Source organism: Roseicyclus persicicus, from assembly GCF_012395815.1.
Lineage (GTDB): Bacteria > Pseudomonadota > Alphaproteobacteria > Rhodobacterales > Rhodobacteraceae > Roseicyclus > Roseicyclus persicicus.
On the sequence record NZ_JAAZQQ010000006.1, the window covers coordinates 193,860 to 209,377 of the forward strand.

Here is a 15,518-nt window from a genome sequence, read left to right on the forward strand (position 1 = left end):
CTATATCTAGGCTTTTCGATCCGGCAAGCCCAACAACATGCAGTGGATGCCAGGGACAGCCCTAGCGCCCGGATCTGACGATTTCGTGACAGGAACGCCCGGTCGGCCGGCAGGCCCGCATCAGTCGCCCGCGCCGCCGCGCTCCAGCCCGAAGACCTGCCGCAGGAAGGCCAGCGCGACGCCCAGGCCATCGGGCGCGATGCCGTGGCCGGTCCCGCGCATGACATGGGCGTAGACCTCGGTGAAGCCCGCCCGCTCCAGCGCCTCGGCCGCCTCGGGCAGCGCCTGCGGCGGCACCACGTCGTCGCGGTCGCCGTGCACCAGCAGGATCGGCGGGCGCACCTGCACCTCGTCGACCAGCGCCTCGGGTTCGATCAGCCGGCCGGAAAAGCCGACGACCCCGGCAAAGGCCTCGTCCCGGCGCGGCGCGACATGCAGGCTCATCATGGTGCCCTGCGAGAAGCCCACCAGCGCCACCTGCTCGGCGATCATGTCGTGCTCGGCCATCACCCGGTCGAGACAGGCGTTCAGGTCCTCGACCGCGCGGGCCATGCCCTCGGCCGCCGCCTCCTCGGACGATCCGTCGATCCAGGGGATCGGGAACCACTGGTAGCCCATCGGGTTCATCACCGACCGCTCGGGCGCGTTCGGCGCCAGGAACACCGTGTCGGGCAGGTGCTGCTTCAACGGCTCGGCCAGCCCCAGCAGGTCGGCCCCGTCGGCGCCATAGCCGTGCAGGAAGATGACCATGCTGTCGGCCTCGCCCGACAGCGCCGGCACGGTGCCGTAATCCAGAACCCGCGTCACAGACTGCCCTCCCGTCCGGTGTCCAGACGGTAGTAGGCCCAAAGCGCGCGGGCGGCAACCGCGCGGACGGGCGACCACGCCGCGGCCATCTCGCGCAGCGCGGGTTCGGAGGGGCGCGCGGGCAGGTCGAAGGCGCGGGCGGCCGCGACCTGCAGGGCAAGGTCGCCCGCGGCGAAGGCGTCGGCGTGGCCGAGGGCGAACTTGGCGTAGATCTCGGCGGTCCAGCGGCCGATGCCGGGCAGCGCGGTCAGGGTGGCGACGACGGTCTCGGTGTCGGCGGCGCGGAGCGCGCCGTAATCCAGCCGCGCCGCCGCCAGCGCCCGGACATAGCGGATCTTGGGCCGCGACAGCCCGCAGGCCCTGAGCGCCTCCTCGGAGGCGGCCGCGGCCGCCCCCTCCTCGGCAAGACCCGCCGCCTCGAGCCGCCCGAGGATCGCCGCCGCAGAGGCGGTCGAGACCTGCTGCCCCACGATCGCGGACAGGAGCGCGGGGAACCCGTCCGGCCGCCGCCGGAGCGGCAGGGGCCCCACCGCCGCCAGCACGGGCGCAAAGCACGGGGCACGCGCCACCAGCACGGCCGCGCCCGCCGCCAGGTCCGCCTCGGTCTCGATCCGCGCCGGTGCCTGCGCCATGCCCTCGCCCCCTGTCCGCGACGCGCCGGCCACTGGACGGACGCCGGGATTCCCGATACCGCAGCGTCATGACGGACACGACCCCCGATCTTCCGGGCCCCGATCTTCCGGCCCCCGATCTCGCCGCCCCCGCGCACGACGACGCCCGCGCCCGGCGCAACGTCGCGGTGCTGGTGGCCGCGCAGGCGCTCCTGGGCAGCCAGATGCCGCTGATCTTCACGGTCGGCGGGCTGGCGGGGCTGATGATCGCGCCCTCGCCGGCGCTGGCGACGATCCCGATCTCGCTGATCGTGTTCGGGTCGATGACGACCGCCCCGTGGCTCTCGGCGCTGATGCAGCGCTACGGCCGCAGGGTCGGCTTCCTCGCCGGGGCGCTCGGCGGCGCGGCCGGCGCGGCCGTCGCTGGCTGGGGGCTCTGGAGCGACCAGTTCCTGGTGTTCCTGTTCGGCTCCTACCTCACCGGCATCTACATGTCGGCGCAGGGCTTCTACCGCTTCGCCGCCGCCGACACCGCCTCGCCCGCCTTCCGGCCCAAGGCGATCTCCTACGTCATGGCGGGGGGCCTCCTGTCGGCGCTGATCGGCCCGCAACTGGTCAAGCTCACCGCCGAGGCCACCGTGGTGCCCTTCGTCGGCGCCTATGCGGCCGTGGTGGCGATCAACCTTGTCGGCGCGCTCCTGTTCGTCTTCCTCGACCTGCCGAAACCCGCGGCACCCGCGCCGGGGGCGGCCACCGGGCGCAGCCGGGCCGAGCTGCTGCGCGACCCGCGGATCGCGGTGGCGATCATCTGCGGCATGGTCTCCTACGCGCTGATGAACCTGCTGATGACCTCGACGCCGCTGGCGGTGGTCGGCTGCGGCTTCACCACTGGCAACGCCGCCGACATCGTCTCGGCCCATGTCATCGCCATGTTCGCGCCGTCCTTCTTCACCGGCCACCTGATCGCGCGCTTCGGCGCCATCCGCATCGTCGCCGTGGGCCTGTTCCTCTTGGCCTGCGCGGGCGGCGTCGCGCTGACCGGGGTGGAGCTGACGCAGTTCTTCGCGTCGCTGGTGCTGCTGGGGGTGGGCTGGAACTTTGGCTTCATCGGCGCGACGGCGCTGCTGACCCAGGCGCACAGCCCCGAGGAACGCGGGCGCGTGCAGGGGCTGAACGACTTCCTAGTGTTTGGCTGCGTGACCTTCGCCTCGCTGTCCTCGGGCCTGATGATGAGCTTCGGCGACGACGTGCAGACCGGCTGGACGGCGGTGAACCTCGCCATGCTGCCCTTCCTGGTGCTGGCGGGCGCGGCGCTGATCTGGCTCGCGCTCAGGCCGAAGGACGCCTTGGCCACCTGACAAGCGCGCTTTGCTGAAGCAGGACGGCGGGAAGACCTGCAGGTCTTCGGCTTCACCAGCGCCCGGTCGCCGCCAGCCGCGCAAGGCGCAGGCTGTCCCTGATCCCCGCCCCCGGCAGGTCGCCCGCCGCCACCCGGCCCGGATCGGCCGCCGCCGCCCGCAGGGTCGCCTCGGCCCGCCAGCCGGCGAACAGCGCCGGCGCCGCCGCCCGCGGCACCGCCCCGCGCCCCGCCCGGGCCCGCGCCAGACGGTCCAGACCCTCGCGCGCCAGCCCCGCCACGGCCGCCGGCGTGCCCTCGACCAGCGGTTGGCGGCCCGCGGCCTCCAGCGCCGGGATCGCGCGCAGATAGGACGCAAGCCCGAAGGCCCAGCCTGCATCGGCCAGCACCGGACCGGCCGCCGCGGGCGCGCCCAAGGCGCGGGCGGCCACCGTCACCAGCGGCGCGGCGGTGTCGGCGATGTAGGCGTCGAACTCGGCCCGGTCGGCGAAGGGATCCTTGTGGATGTCGCGCCGGCGCGCGGCGACCAGCGCGTCCAGCCCCCCGGCCACAGCCGCCGGGATCGCGGCGGCCAGCGGCGCCACCACCTCATGGGCACGCGGGGTGCGGCCGGCGGCGATCTCCTCGACCACGTCGCGCCAGAACTGCAGCCGCATCTCGGCAATCAGCGGCTCGGCCGTGACCCAGGGCGCGCGCGTGACCTCGATGTTGAAGGCGTAGAGCGGGAACAGCACGGCCCGGGCGGCCACGGGTGCGGCCATGGCGGCGCGGAACCGGTCGGGGTCGCCCCGGGCGACGAGGTCGGCGCAGGCCTGCAGGCTCATGCCGGGCGCACCACGCTGAGGAGGTAGCCGGTCTCGGCCCGGCAGGCGCGCCAGCCGGCGATCTCGGCCTCGGCCTCGTCCAGCACGGCCGCCAGCCCCGCATCGGCACCGGGACGGAGGCGGGCGATGCGCGCCTCCTGCGGGCGGAAGTAGCTTTCCCAGGCGATGTCGCCGAGGGCCCGGGTGGCCAGCGTCTCGTAGCCCGCGGCGGTGACCCGGGCGGCGATGCCGGCCGCGTCGGTCAGGCCCTCGTAGCCCTGCCAGAAGGCGATCGCCTCGGCGCTCGGGGCGTCGGTGAAGAGGCAGGGCTCGGAAAAGGCGATGGCCCCGCCCGGGGCGAGGCGCGGCCGCCAGGCGGCCAGCGCGGCCTCGATCCCGAGGAAGTAGACGGCGCCCGCGCACCAGATCAGGTCGAAGGGCCCCTCGGGCGTGGTCATGTCGCCCACCGTGAGCGTCACCCGACCGTCGGCGCCCCAGCGCGCGCGGGCGGCGTCGATGAAGGGCGCGTGGAGGTCGATGGCGGTGACATGCCCCTTGGGCGCGGCGCGAAGAAGCGCGCCGAGGTCGCCGCCGGGCCCGCAGGCGGCGTCGAGAATGCGGGCGGTGTCGGGCGTGCCGGCCACCTCCGCCGCCCAGGCCACGTCGGCGGTCTCGCCCGGCCCCTCGCGCGGCAGGTCGGCGTGCAGGACGAAGAAGGGGTGATCGGCGGGGATCATGCCGGCGGCGCCCCGTCGCGCACCAGTTTCCACATCACCGCGTCCAGCAGCGCCTCGAAGCTCGCGTCGACGATGTTGGCCGACACGCCCACGGTCGACCAGCGCCGGCCCGCGCCGTCCTCGCTGTCGATGATGACGCGGGTCACGGCCTCGGTGCCGCCCTGGGTGATCCGCACCTTGAAATCGACCAGCCGGATGTCGTCGATGTAGCGCTGGTAGGGCCCGAGGTCCTTGGCCAGCGCCTTGGACAGCGCGTTGACGGGGCCGCGGTCGGTGCCCTGCTCGTCCATCGATTCCGAGACCGACAGCATCTTCTCGTCGCCGATCTTCACCACGACCACGGCCTCGGACAGGCTGACCATGCGGTCGTACTTGTTCTTGCGGCGCTCGACGGTGACCTTGTAGCGCTTGACCTCGAAGAACCGGGGCATTTCCCCGAGCGCCCGCCGGGCCAGCAACTCGAAGCTCGCCTGCGCGGTGTCGTAGCTGTAGCCCTGGTCCTCGCGGGCCTTGATCTCCTCGAGGATGGCGGGGAGCGCGGGGTGGTCGCGGGGCACGTCGAGGCCGGCCTCGGCCAGGCGCCGGCGCAGGTTCGACTGGCCGGCCTGGTTCGACATCGGGATGATGCGGGCGTTGCCGACCAGCGCGGGGTCGATGTGCTCGTAGGTGGCGGGGTTCTTGAGGATCGCGGAGGCATGCAGCCCCGCCTTGTGCGCGAAGGCCGAGGCGCCGACATAGGGCGCCTGCCGCATCGGCACGCGGTTCAGGATGTCGTCGAGCATCCGGCTGACGCGGGTCAGGTCGTGGAGCGCCTCGGGGCTGATCCCGGTCTCGAAGCGCGCGGCATAGGGCGCCTTGAGCATGAGCGTGGGGATCAGCGTGGTCAGGTTGGCGTTGCCGCAGCGCTCGCCCAGCCCGTTCAGCGTGCCCTGGATCTGGCGCGCGCCGGCCATGACGGCGGCAAGGCTGCCCGCGACCGCGGTGCCGGTGTCGTCGTGGGTGTGGATGCCGAGCCGGTCGCCCGGGATGCCGGCGGCGATGACCTCGGCGGTGATGCGGCCGATCTCGTCGGGCAGCGTGCCGCCGTTGGTGTCGCACAGCACCACCCAGCGGGCGCCGGCGTCATGGGCGGCGCGGAGGCATTGCAGCGCATAGGCGGGGTTGGCGGTGTAGCCGTCGAAGAAATGCTCGGCGTCGAACAGCGCCTCGCGGCCCCGTGCGACGCAATGGGCGACGGAGGCGCGGATGCTCTCGAGGTTCTCGTCGAGGGTGATGCCGAGCGCCTCGGTGACGTGGAAGTCATGGGTCTTGCCGACGAGGCAGACGGCGGGCGTGCCGGCGTTGAGGACGGCGGCGAGCACGTCGTCGTTTTCCGCCGACCGGCCGGCGCGCTTGGTCATGCCGAAGGCGGTCATGGTGGCGCGGGTCGCGGGGGCGGTATCGAAGAAGGCGCTGTCGGTGGGGTTCGCGCCCGGCCAGCCGCCCTCGATGTAGTCCAGCCCGAGGGCGTCGAGCGCTTCGGCGATGCGGGCCTTTTCCGCGGTGGAGAACTGCACGCCCTGCGTCTGCTGCCCGTCGCGCAGCGTGGTGTCGTAGAGGTAGAGACGGTCAGCCATGGCAAGCCCACAAGCGATCAAGCAGGTTGATGTCAAAGTGAGCGGCTTTCTCAAACTGCGGCTCACCTGATTTCACATCGCGAACAAGGACGCCAGCTTCTGCAAGTCCATCGCGGATTGCGTCTGCACGCTGCCAGTCTTTGTTCGCGCGCGCTTGATCCCGCTTCTGCAGAAGATCGCGCACCAGCCCCATTTCGGCGTCCGAGAATCCCGGAACCCGCGCCCAATCCGGAACGCTGTCGGCTAGGAGGCCAAGCAAATGCAGGCTGCCGCGTAGCGCCGACACATCACCTGCGTTCGAGACGGCGTGGCATTGGGTCAGGGCCTCATGCGTATTGAGATCATCTGCAAGTGCCTCCACGACAGGCTGATAAGGTTCGGTTGCCGTGCTAAGACCGACCTGCCGATACCACTTCATCAGCGTCCTCTCCGCCTCCTCCGCCTTCTTCGCCGTCCAATCCATCGGCTTCGAATAATGCGTCGACAGGAACACGAACCGGATCACCTCGCCCGGCACCCCCTGATCCAGCAGGTCGCGCACGGTGAAGAAGTTGCCGAGCGACTTCGACATCTTCTTGCCCTCGACCTGCAGCATCTCGTTGTGCATCCAGATCTGGGCCATCCGGTCGGTGTGGTTGGCGCAGCAGCTCTGGGCGATCTCGTTCTCGTGGTGCGGGAACATCAGGTCGTTGCCGCCGCCGTGGATGTCGAAGGTGTCGCCGAGCAGTGCCTTGGCCATCGCCGAGCACTCGATGTGCCAGCCGGGGCGGCCACGGCCCCAGGGGCTGTCCCAGCCGGGAAGATCGTCCGGCGACGGCTTCCACAGCACGAAATCCATCGGGTCTTCCTTGTAGGGCGCGACCTCGACCCGCGCGCCCGCGATCATGTCGTCAACCGACCGGCCCGACAGCTGGCCATAGGCGTCGAAGCTCCGTACCCGGAACAGGACATGCCCCTCGGCCGCATAGGCGTGGCCGTCGGCGATCAGCCCCTCGATCATGGCGACCATCTGGGCGATGTAGGCGGTCGCGCGCGGCATGTGGGTGGGCTCGCCCACGCCAAGCGCGGCCATGTCCTCGAGGTACCAGGCGATGGTTTCCTCGGTGATGGCCGAGATCGGCCGCCCGGTCTCGGCCGCGCGGGCGTTGATCTTGTCGTCCACGTCGGTGAAGTTGCGCACGTAGGTGACGTGCGCGGGGCCGTAGACATGCGCCAGCAGCCGGTAGAGCACGTCGAACACCACCGCCGGCCGGGCATTGCCCAGATGCGCGCGGTCGTAGACCGTGGGGCCGCAGACATACATCCGCACATTGGCGGGATCGAGCGGGCGCAGCGGCTCGACCCGGCGCGTGCGGGAGTTGCGGAGGCGAATCTCGACCATGGGGCAAGCCTTTCAACGGACCGAAGACCGGCGCCGGGGGCCTAACAGGTTGCGGTTGGGTTGAAAACCGATAGATGACCGGGCCGGCGACAGGGGGATGTCAGCGGCAGATACAGATCGCGGTGCGGGGACGCATCGGGTGGGTCATGGGCGCAACTGTGACCAAGTGCGCCGCGCGGCGCAAGGGGCTTCGACGGGCTTTGACAGTCGCCGCGGTATACCGTTGTATGTGCAAGAAATGCGCCACGAGTTCATCGACCGCCACTGCCGGGCCCTGCCCAGGGCCGAACGGGACCAGCCCTTTGGCCCCGACACGGTCGTCTGGAAGATCAACGGCCACATGTTCGCGGCCTACACCGAGACCGGCGAGGGGCTGTCGGTGCGGGTAACCAACATGGCGCGCGCCCTGGCGGTGATCCGGCGCAGCCGCCCGGCCTCGGCGCCCTACCTGTCGGGCGGCGGCTGGGTGCTCCTGCCCTGGGAGACCTCGCCCGAGGAGCTGCGCCTGCGGCTGATCGAGAGCTACAACCTCGTGCGCCGCGACTGGCCGCGCGCCGACCCCACCGAGACACCCCAGCCCGGCGACGATTGAAGCGCCCGTGCCGGGCGACGACTGAGGCGCCCGTGCCGGGCGACGACCAAGGGCGCGGGTTGCGCCCGGGCAGCCGGCGTGGCCATCTGCGCGGCGCGAATCCCCCCTTGCCGGAGCCCTGCCCATGCCCGCCCCCTCCACGCGCATCGCGACCCTGACCGGCGACGGCGACGACGGCTGGAGCCTGTTCTACCGCGCCCGCGCGATGATCGCGGCGGGCGAGGAGGTGCTGGAGCTGACCATCGGCGAGCACGACGTGCGCACCGCGCCCGACATCCTGGACGAGATGCACCGCGCGGCGCGGGCGGGCCACACCGGCTATGCCGCGGTGCCCGGCATGGCGGCGCTGCGCCGGGCGGTGGCGGCGCGGCTGTCGGCCTCCCACGGCAGGGCCTATGGCCCCGAGAACGTGCTGATCACCCCCGGCGGCCAGGCGGCGCTGTTCGCGGCCCACCACGCGGCCTGCGACGAGGGCGACCGGGCGCTGCTGATCGACCCCTACTACGCCACCTACCCCGGCACGATCCGGGCCGTGGGCGCGGTGCCCGTCCCCGTCGCGGCGCGCAGCGAGGACGGGTTCCAGCCCGACCTCACGGCACTGGCCGCCGCGGCGCCCGGGGCGCGGTCGCTGCTGATCAACAGCCCCAACAACCCCACCGGGGCGGTCTATTCCGAGGCGAGCCTCGCGGGCATCGCCGCGATCGCCGAGGCCCACGACCTGTGGGTGATCTCGGACGAGGTCTACGACAGCCAGGTCTGGGCGGGGCGGCACATCCCGACGGCGTCGGTGCCGGGCATGGCGGCGCGCACCCTGACGGTGGGGTCGCTGTCGAAAAGCCACGCGATGACCGGCTCGCGGCTGGGCTGGCTGGCCGGCCCGGCCGAGGTGATCGCGCATCTGGTGACGCTGGCGACCCACACCACCTACGGGGTGCCGGGCTACATCCAGGAGGCGGGGCTCTACGCGCTGGGGCTGGGGCCCGAGGCCGAGGCGGCGGTGGCCGCGCCCTTCCTGCGGCGGCGGGCGATCCTGCTCGACCGGATCGCGGGGCACCCCCGGCTGCGCGCGGTGCCGCCGGACGGGGCGATGTACGTGATGCTCGACATCCGCGCGACCGGCCTGAGCGGCGCGGCCTTCGCCGCGGGGCTGCTCGACGCCGAGCGGGTGGCCGTGATGCCGGGCGAAAGCTTCGGCCGGGCGGCGGCGGGCCACCTGCGGGTGGCGCTGACCCTTCCCGACGACCGTTTCGCCGAGGCGGTCGACCGGCTGGTCCGCTACGCCGACGGTCTGTGACGGCGCGCGGAAAAGGAAAAGGGCCCGGAAGACCGGGCCCCTTGCAGGCGTGAGGATCGGGCAACGGCCCGGATCAGAACTCGAAACCGATGCCCAGGCCGATCGTGGTGGCGTCGATGTCGGCGCCCGAGCCCGAGAAATCGTCGATGCGGTGGTACAGGACCTCGGCGGCCAGGAAGGTGCTGGCGCTCAGGCGGTAGTCCACGCCGAAGCCGCCGACGAAGCCCCAGTCGTAGTCGTCGAACGGGCCGGAGGGCGAGATCGTCGCGCCGAACACGCCGGCGGTTCCGTAGAGGAAGGCGTTGCCGGTATCGACACCGTATTCCAGGGTGCCGCGGATCAGGCTGTCGACTTCGCCGACGCCGCCGCTGACGGACATGTCGCTCGACACGAGGTCAAGCTCGACGCCGAAGACGGTGCTGCCGTAATCCACGCGGTAACCCGCGAAGATGCCGTAGTTGATGCCGTCGATGTCGACGCTGGTCGGGCCGCGGCCCGGGGCGCCGCTGTTCGACACGGTGCCCTGGCCCCATTCGAGCATGACACCGCCGTAGAACCCGCCCCAGTCGGGCGTCGGGGCGACGGGGATGATGACGGGCGGCTGGGCGGCGGGGCCGGTGCCGCCGGCCAGCGCAGGCCCGGTGAGGGCGAGGGCGGCGACGGTCGCGGCGAGCAGTGTACGGGTCATTCAAATGCTCCTCGAAAAACGCAAAAGAGACGTAACACGTCCTTTGATACCCATATAGCACGACCCGCGCCTTCCTGTATGCGCGGCTTCTTGCCGATGCTTGCTTGTTGCACGAAAGGCACGGCCCCCGGCGCCGCAGCGCGCGAGGGTCGCGGTGCCCCCCCCGGTCCGGGTCAGCCGAGCGGGCCTTGCCGGCCCGCCCGCGCGGCGGTGTCAGAACCGGATCGCGGCGTTGAGGCCGATCGTCGTCATCTCGACCGTGACCGGCGGCGGGTTGCCCGCCTCGTCGAACTCGTGCCGCAGCACCTCGAGGCCGACCGTCATCCGGTCGGTGACGGCGAAGTCGACCCCGATCCCGTAGAAATGGCCGTTGTTGTCGGTGGACCCCGCGGGGTCGGTCAGGCCGACACGCGCCCATCCTGCCGTCGCGTAGACGAGGGCCTGCCCGGCATCGACCCCCGCCTCGAGGCCGAAGCGCAGGACATCGTCGACGCCGCCCGGCGACCCGGAGGTCAGTTCCCCGGCGACGAAGTCCAACTCGGCGCCGACGACGATGGACCCGAAATCATGGCGATACCCGCCGAAGATCCCCGTGAACATGCCGTCGAAGTTCGGGTCGGGCGGACCGGGCTGGATGGTGGCATCGCCGCGCTCGATCTGCAGGCCGAGATAGGGGCCGGTCCAGTCTGTCCCCGCGGGCACCGGCGCCACGGATGCGGTCGGCGCGGGCTGGGGCGCCGCCTCGTAGCCCCCGGCCAGACCCGGCGAGGCCAGCCCGCAGGCGACGGCAATGGCGATGGCGATGGCTGTGCGGGTCATGGTGCACCCTCCTCGATGTGAACGATCACACGCGACGATAGTGGGCCATGCCTACCATTTCCAGCGCACCCCATGGTCAGGGGCCGGGACAGGACGGGGCTGTCGCCGCCGTGCAACAGGTCGGGCGGTCGAGGGCGGCGGTTCAGCGCCCCAGGGACGCGGCGGCGCGGGCGAGCGCCTCGATGCCGGCCCAGTCGCCGGCGGCCAGCCTGTCCCTGGGCGCGACCCAGGAGCCGCCGGCGCAGACCACGTTGGGCAGCGACAGGTAGCCCGGCGCGTTGGCCGGGGTGACGCCGCCCGTGGGGCAGAAGGCGACCTGCGGGATCGGCGCGCCGATGGCCTTGAGGGCGGGGGCGCCGCCGGCGGCCTCGGCGGGGAAGAACTTGAGCATGTCGTAGCCCTGCTCGAACAGCACCATCACCTCGGTCGCGGTGGCCGCGCCCGGCAGGAGCGGCAGGCCCTCGGCGGCGCAGGCGGCGATCAGGCGCGGCGTGGCGCCCGGGGACACGCCGAAGCGGGCGCCGGCGGCCTTGGCGGCGCGCACGTCCTCGGGTGTCAGCAGCGTGCCGGCCCCGACGATGCCGCCCGGCACCGCGGCCATGGCGCGGATCGCGTCGAGCGCGCAGGGGGTGCGCAGCGTCACCTCCAGCGCGGGCAGGCCACCGGCGACCAGCGCCTCGGCCAGCGGGCGGGCGTGGGCGAGGTCGTCGATCACGAGCACGGGAATGATCGGCGCGCGGGCGGCGATCTCGCGGGTGGCGGCGGATTGCTCCTTGGGGGTCATCGGCGGCTCTCGGGTCTCGGGCGTGGCGGTGCGTATTTTCGGAAAGATGAAGACGGGACGGTCAGACCACCACCCCCGCGCCCTCGGTCGCGGGGCCGGCGGTGCGGCGGAAGATCTCGAACAGCTCGCGGCCGACGCCGTGGGCGTTGGCGGACAGGTCGGGCGTGGCGGGCGCGCGGTCGGCGACGCCGGGGGTGAGCACCTCGAGCCGGCCCGCGCGGGCGTCGACGCGGACGAGGTCGCCATCGGCGAGCCTGGCGATCAGGCCGCCGTCCAGCGCCTCGGGGGCGACGTGGATCGCGGCGGGAACCTTGCCCGACGCGCCCGACATGCGGCCGTCGGTGACCAGCGCGACCTTGTGGCCGCGGTCCTGCAGCACCGACAGGAGCGGCGTCAGCGCGTGCAGTTCCGGCATCCCGTTCGCCTTGGGGCCCTGGAAGCGGACGACGACGACCACGTCGCGGTTCAGTTCGCCGCGCTGGAACGCGGCCTTGACCGCGGCCTGGTCGTGGAAGATGGCGGCCGGCGCCTCGATCACGTGGCGGGCGGGGTCGACGGCGGAGACCTTCATGACGCCGCGGCCGAGGTTGCCGGTCAGCTCCACCAGCCCGCCCTGGGGCTGGAAGGCGTCGGCGACCGGGCGGACGATGCGGTCGTTCAGGCTGGCGCGGGGGCCATCGGCCCAGGACAGGCGGCCGCCCTGGAGCGTGGGTTCCTGCGCGTAGAGCGACAGCCCCTGCCCCGCCACGGTGACGGTGTCGGGGTGCAGGAGGCCCGCGTCGAGCAGTTCCCCGATCAGGAAGGCAAGGCCCCCCGCGGCGTGGAAATGGTTCACGTCGGCCAGCCCGTTGGGGTAGACCCGCGCCATCAGGGGCGTCGCGGCCGAGATGTCGGCGAAATCCGCGCAGTCGAGGATCACGCCCGCCGCCCGCGCCATGGCGACGAGGTGGATCACCAGGTTGGTGGACCCGCCTGTGGCCATCAGGCCCACGATGCCGTTCACGAACGCGCGCTCGTCGAGGATGTCGCAGACCGGCGTGTAGGCGTTGCCGAGCGCGGTGATCGCCGCGGCCCGTTCCGTGGCGGCGTCGGTCAGCGCGTCGCGCAGGGGGGTGCCGGGGTTGACGAAGCTGGCGCCGGGCAGGTGCAGGCCCATGAATTCCATCAGCATCTGGTTGGAGTTCGCGGTGCCGTAGAAGGTGCAGGTGCCGGGGCCGTGGTAGGAGGCCATCTCGGCCTCCATCAGCTTGTCGCGGCCCACCTCGCCCGCGGCGAACTGCTGGCGGACCCTGGATTTCTCGTCGTTGGGCAGGCCCGAGACCATCGGGCCGGCGGGGACGAAGAGGCCGGGGAGATAGCCGAAGGTCGCCGCCGCGATGACGAGGCCCGGGACGATCTTGTCGCAGACGCCGAGGTAAAGCGCGGCGTCGAAGGTGTTGTGGGAAAGCGCCACGCCGGTGGCCAGCGCGATCACGTCGCGGGAGAAGAGGCTGAGTTCCATCCCCACCTGGCCTTGCGTGACCCCGTCGCACATCGCCGGCACCCCGCCCGCGACCTGCGCGGTGGCGCCGACGCGGCGGGCGGCGGCCTTGATGCGGTCGGGGTAGTCCTTGAAGGGCTGATGGGCGCTCAGCATGTCGTTGTAGGCGGTGACGATGCCGAGGTTCGGGGCGCGGGCGGCGACCAGCGCGTCCTTGTCGTCGCCCATCGCGGCATAGGCGTGGGCCTGGTTGCCGCAGGACAGGTGCGCGCGGCGCGGCCCGTCCTCGGCGAGGCGGCGCATCCGGTCGAGATAGACGCCGCGCGCGGCGCGCGAACGGTCGACGATCCGGTCGGTCACGGTGGCGATGCGGTGATCCAGTGCCATGTCGGCCCCCAAGCTGCGAGTCCTCGGCGTCTTCTACCGTGTTAGCGCTAACATTGCCACCCCCTTTGCGGGGCGCGATCAGGCCGGCCACTCGGCCAGGAGGCGGCGGGCGAGGTCGTCTTGCGACAGGGCGCGGGCACCCCCGCCGGGCGTCGCCTCGACGAAGCCGACGAAGCCGAAAGGCAGCGTGTCGTCGAGGGCGCCGGCCACGAGGCTGTCGATCAGGATCGTTTCGCGCCCGTAGATCGCGGTGCGCGGCAGCGGCGCGGCGGGGAAGGTCAGCGCGACCAGCTCGGCGCAGAACAGGGCCGAGGGGTCGGTGGCGTCGAAGCGCATGTCGAAGGGCGTGCCCATCCGCGCCAGCGCCCGGCCGAGCGCCGCGGCGCGGTCGGTGCGCGCGGGGCGGAGGACGGCGACGGCGTCGGTGTCGAGCACGATGTCGGGGCCGTGCAGCTGGACGCCGCCGTTCACCGCCTCGAGGTAGATCGCGCCCGCGGCGATGGCGGGCTGGTGCGGCCGCAGCGCGGGGTGGTCCCAGAGGCCCGCATCCCTGAGCTGCGATTCGGTGCCGAGGTAGATCGCGGCATGGGTGAAGAGGCCGGGCAGGACCAGCCCGGACATGCGGTTGGGCGAATGGAAGGCGAGCACGTCGAGCGGCCGCAGCGCGCCGGTCAGGAGCGCCATCGCCTCGGGCTGTTCGGTCAGGCGGCCGGGCCGGAACTGCACGAGGCCCAGTTCGAGCGTCAGGGCGGTGTTTCGGTCGGCCACCGCGACAAGCCAGTCAGGCAGGCGTTCGACGCCCCGCTGGCAGCAGTCGGACAAGGGCCGCGCGGGGTCGACGGCGGACGGATCCGGCGCGGCGCAGCCCACAGGCACCGCCGCCAGCAGAGCGAGCCCGAAGATCGCGTTGCGCATGTCCGCCCCCTGCCCCGGCACGATGCAAGCCTAGCAGATGGCGCCGCGGCGCGATACGCGGCGCCGTGGCGCGCGGGTCTCAGTGCGGCTGGACGCCCGGCAGGAACACCGGCTCGTCGCGGTAGAGCAGCGAGATGCCGTCGCGGAACACGTGCACGTTGGCCGGATCGGCCGTCAGCCGCACGTCGGAGCCGCGCAGGCCCTGGTGGATGCCCGCCAGCTTGCCGATGACCGGATGGTGGTCGGGCGCCGATCGCTTGAAATACAGCAGCGTCACCTCGCCGAGCGCCTCGGTGATCTCGACCGTGCCGTGGTAGGCGTAGGTGTCGCCGTCGGTCGCTTCCATGTCCTCGGGGCGGATGCCCACCTGCACCTCGGCGCCCATGTCGCTGTCGCGGCTGGGGTAGTGCGAGGTGATGCGGCCGCTGCCCTCGGGCAGTTCCAGCGTGGTGATCTCGCCGGTGCCGACGATGCGGCCCTTGAGCAAGTTCATCGCGGGCGAGCCGATGAACTGCGCCACGAAGGTGGAGTTCGGGCGCTGGTAGAGATCCAGCGGAGAGCCCACCTGCGCGATGCCGCCGCCCGCCAGCACCACGATGCGGGAGGCCAGCGTCATCGCCTCGACCTGGTCGTGGGTGACGTAGATCATGGTCGAGTCGGGCATCTGTTCCTTGAGTTGCGCGATCTCGATCCGGGTCGCCACGCGCAGGGCGGCGTCGAGGTTCGAGAGCGGCTCGTCGAACAGGTACACCTTGGGGTCGCGCACGATCGACCGCCCGATGGCGACGCGCTGGCGCTGGCCGCCCGACAGCGCCTTGGGCAGCCGGTCGAGGAAGTTGGTCAGCTGCAGCTTGTCGGCGGCGGCGCGCACCTTCTTGTCGATGGTGGCCTTGTCCAGCCCCGCGATGCGCAGGGAGAAGGCCATGTTGTCGTAGACCGTCATGTGCGGGTAGAGCGCGTAGGACTGGAACACCATCGCGATGCCGCGCTGGCTGGGCGGCACGTCGTTCACCACCTGCCCGTCGATCTCCAGCGTGCCGCCCGAGATCCGCTCCAGCCCCGCGATCATCCGCAGAAGCGTGGACTTGCCGCAGCCCGAGGGGCCGACGAACACGATCAACTCGCCGGTCTTGATGTCGAGATTGATGTCGCTCAGCACGCGGACGGTGCCGCCGTAGACCTTTTCGACATCGGTCAGTTTCAGATCGGCCATGATCCCCGTTTCCTCCCTCGTGGTCCCTGCCCGG

The 15,518-nt window shown here is 72.1% G+C and carries 15 protein-coding genes; 3 read left to right on the plus strand and 12 right to left on the minus strand.

What is annotated here, in order from left to right:
• Positions 1-120: 120 nt before the first annotated feature.
• Both HCU73_RS16315 and HCU73_RS16320 read right to left on the minus strand, forming a co-directional pair.
• Positions 121-807, minus strand: a complete 687-nt coding sequence (locus HCU73_RS16315; protein ID WP_168624542.1) for a prolyl oligopeptidase family serine peptidase — start codon at positions 805-807, stop codon at positions 121-123.
• Positions 804-1,439 (minus strand): DNA-3-methyladenine glycosylase family protein, encoded by a 636-nt coding sequence (locus HCU73_RS16320; RefSeq protein ID WP_168624543.1) that lies wholly within the window; start codon positions 1,437-1,439, stop codon positions 804-806. Before HCU73_RS16320 ends, HCU73_RS16315 begins: the two co-directional genes overlap by 4 nt.
• Positions 1,440-1,507: 68 nt before the next feature.
• On the opposite strand from HCU73_RS16320, the gene HCU73_RS16325 reads away from it, so the two are divergent.
• Positions 1,508-2,776, plus strand: a complete 1,269-nt coding sequence (locus tag HCU73_RS16325) for an MFS transporter (protein ID WP_168624544.1) — start codon at positions 1,508-1,510, stop codon at positions 2,774-2,776.
• A gap of 52 nt (positions 2,777-2,828) precedes the next feature.
• On the opposite strand, the gene HCU73_RS16330 is transcribed toward HCU73_RS16325, so the two are convergent.
• Genes HCU73_RS16330 through cysS form a run of 4 tightly spaced genes read right to left on the minus strand, consistent with a single transcriptional unit; the run spans position 2,829 to position 7,312 of the window.
• Positions 2,829-3,599, minus strand: coding sequence for a squalene/phytoene synthase family protein (locus HCU73_RS16330; protein WP_168624545.1), 771 nt, complete (start codon positions 3,597-3,599; stop codon positions 2,829-2,831).
• Positions 3,596-4,315 carry a class I SAM-dependent methyltransferase gene (locus tag HCU73_RS16335; RefSeq protein ID WP_168624546.1) on the minus strand — a complete coding sequence of 240 codons (720 nt, stop codon included), beginning with the start codon at positions 4,313-4,315 and terminating at the stop codon, positions 3,596-3,598. Before HCU73_RS16335 ends, HCU73_RS16330 begins: the two co-directional genes overlap by 4 nt.
• A complete protein-coding gene (cimA, locus tag HCU73_RS16340; RefSeq protein WP_168624547.1) occupies positions 4,312-5,931 on the minus strand; it encodes a citramalate synthase in 1,620 nt (539 codons plus the stop codon). Before cimA ends, HCU73_RS16335 begins: the two co-directional genes overlap by 4 nt.
• A complete protein-coding gene (gene cysS, locus HCU73_RS16345; protein ID WP_168624548.1) occupies positions 5,924-7,312 on the minus strand; it encodes a cysteine--tRNA ligase in 1,389 nt (462 codons plus the stop codon). The genes cimA and cysS overlap by 8 nt, the downstream gene beginning before the upstream one ends.
• Before the next feature lie 238 nt (positions 7,313-7,550).
• Between cysS and HCU73_RS16350 the strand changes: the two genes are divergently transcribed.
• A complete protein-coding gene (locus HCU73_RS16350; RefSeq protein ID WP_210730680.1) occupies positions 7,551-7,904 on the plus strand; it encodes an MmcQ/YjbR family DNA-binding protein in 354 nt (117 codons plus the stop codon).
• Between the two features lie 124 nt (positions 7,905-8,028).
• Positions 8,029-9,198, plus strand: a complete 1,170-nt coding sequence (locus HCU73_RS16355) for a pyridoxal phosphate-dependent aminotransferase (protein WP_168624550.1) — start codon at positions 8,029-8,031, stop codon at positions 9,196-9,198.
• Between the two features lie 73 nt (positions 9,199-9,271).
• On the opposite strand, the gene HCU73_RS16360 is transcribed toward HCU73_RS16355, so the two are convergent.
• The 6 genes from HCU73_RS16360 to HCU73_RS16385 form a co-directional block, all read right to left on the minus strand.
• A complete protein-coding gene (locus HCU73_RS16360; protein WP_168624551.1) occupies positions 9,272-9,886 on the minus strand; it encodes an outer membrane protein in 615 nt (204 codons plus the stop codon).
• 213 nt (positions 9,887-10,099) lie between these two features.
• Positions 10,100-10,705 (minus strand): outer membrane protein, encoded by a 606-nt coding sequence (locus HCU73_RS16365; RefSeq protein ID WP_168624552.1) that lies wholly within the window; start codon positions 10,703-10,705, stop codon positions 10,100-10,102.
• Positions 10,706-10,847: 142 nt separating this feature from the next.
• Positions 10,848-11,489 carry a bifunctional 4-hydroxy-2-oxoglutarate aldolase/2-dehydro-3-deoxy-phosphogluconate aldolase gene (gene eda, locus HCU73_RS16370; protein ID WP_168624553.1) on the minus strand — a complete coding sequence of 214 codons (642 nt, stop codon included), beginning with the start codon at positions 11,487-11,489 and terminating at the stop codon, positions 10,848-10,850.
• 61 nt (positions 11,490-11,550) lie between these two features.
• Positions 11,551-13,356, minus strand: a complete 1,806-nt coding sequence (edd, locus tag HCU73_RS16375; protein ID WP_168624554.1) for a phosphogluconate dehydratase — start codon at positions 13,354-13,356, stop codon at positions 11,551-11,553.
• Positions 13,357-13,434: 78 nt separating this feature from the next.
• Entirely contained in the window at positions 13,435-14,271 is an 837-nt protein-coding gene (locus tag HCU73_RS16380; RefSeq protein WP_168624555.1) for a YiiX/YebB-like N1pC/P60 family cysteine hydrolase, read from the minus strand.
• Positions 14,272-14,350: 79 nt separating this feature from the next.
• Positions 14,351-15,484 (minus strand): ABC transporter ATP-binding protein, encoded by a 1,134-nt coding sequence (locus tag HCU73_RS16385; protein ID WP_168624556.1) that lies wholly within the window; start codon positions 15,482-15,484, stop codon positions 14,351-14,353.
• Between the last annotated feature and the right edge of the window lie 34 nt (positions 15,485-15,518).